General features: G+C 50.0%; 1 protein-coding gene. It reads left to right on the top strand.

Annotated features, from left to right (window positions below; genetic code table 11):
• On the top strand, positions 1–412 hold a 412-nt coding region (locus IEY73_RS32995; RefSeq protein WP_189083257.1), incomplete at its 5' end, for a T9SS type A sorting domain-containing protein.
• Positions 413–568: the final 156 nt, after the last annotated feature.

The following is a 568-nucleotide window of genomic DNA, read 5'->3' as shown; positions in this document are numbered from 1 at the left end:
CACAAGGGGCAACGTGCAGATAGAAACACCCAAGAAGTGTACGACAACGATGACCGTCTATGTCGGCAGCGAGTGTGATGCAAGTATGCCTAACGGAACACAGGCAAGGGAGAACCATGTGGGCAGCTCGGACAGACAGGCTGACAACTCCTTCATTTCTGGAGAAGACGAGGATTTCACTGTCAATGGCAACGGTTCTACGACAGGCATCTACGAGGCTAAACTCACACAGGACAAGCCTGCTGCAGCCACATTGATGGTGTTTGACGTATCAGGCAAACTGGTAGTGTCACGCCAAATGACAGGCGAAAGCGTCAAGCAAGCCGACTTCAAGGTTCCCGCATCGGGTGTGTATGTCGTGAAGGCTATCTCCGAGAATGGGGAACATACAAGGAAAATCTCAGTAAAGTAACTTAAAGGAAGATACGCATGAAGAATTATATACAGAAGGTGGCGTGGGCATTGGTTTTACTGCTTTCCGCCACACTGTCCCTTTCGGCAAAGGACGGGACAGCCGTGAGAAAACTCTTCAAGAAGGGTGTCTCTGACAGTATCTCCGTAGGAGGTA

This window comes from Mangrovihabitans endophyticus (genome assembly GCF_014646155.1).
GTDB lineage: Bacteria > Actinomycetota > Actinomycetes > Mycobacteriales > Micromonosporaceae > Actinoplanes > Actinoplanes endophyticus.
This window is presented reverse-complemented; position numbering and strand designations above follow the sequence as displayed.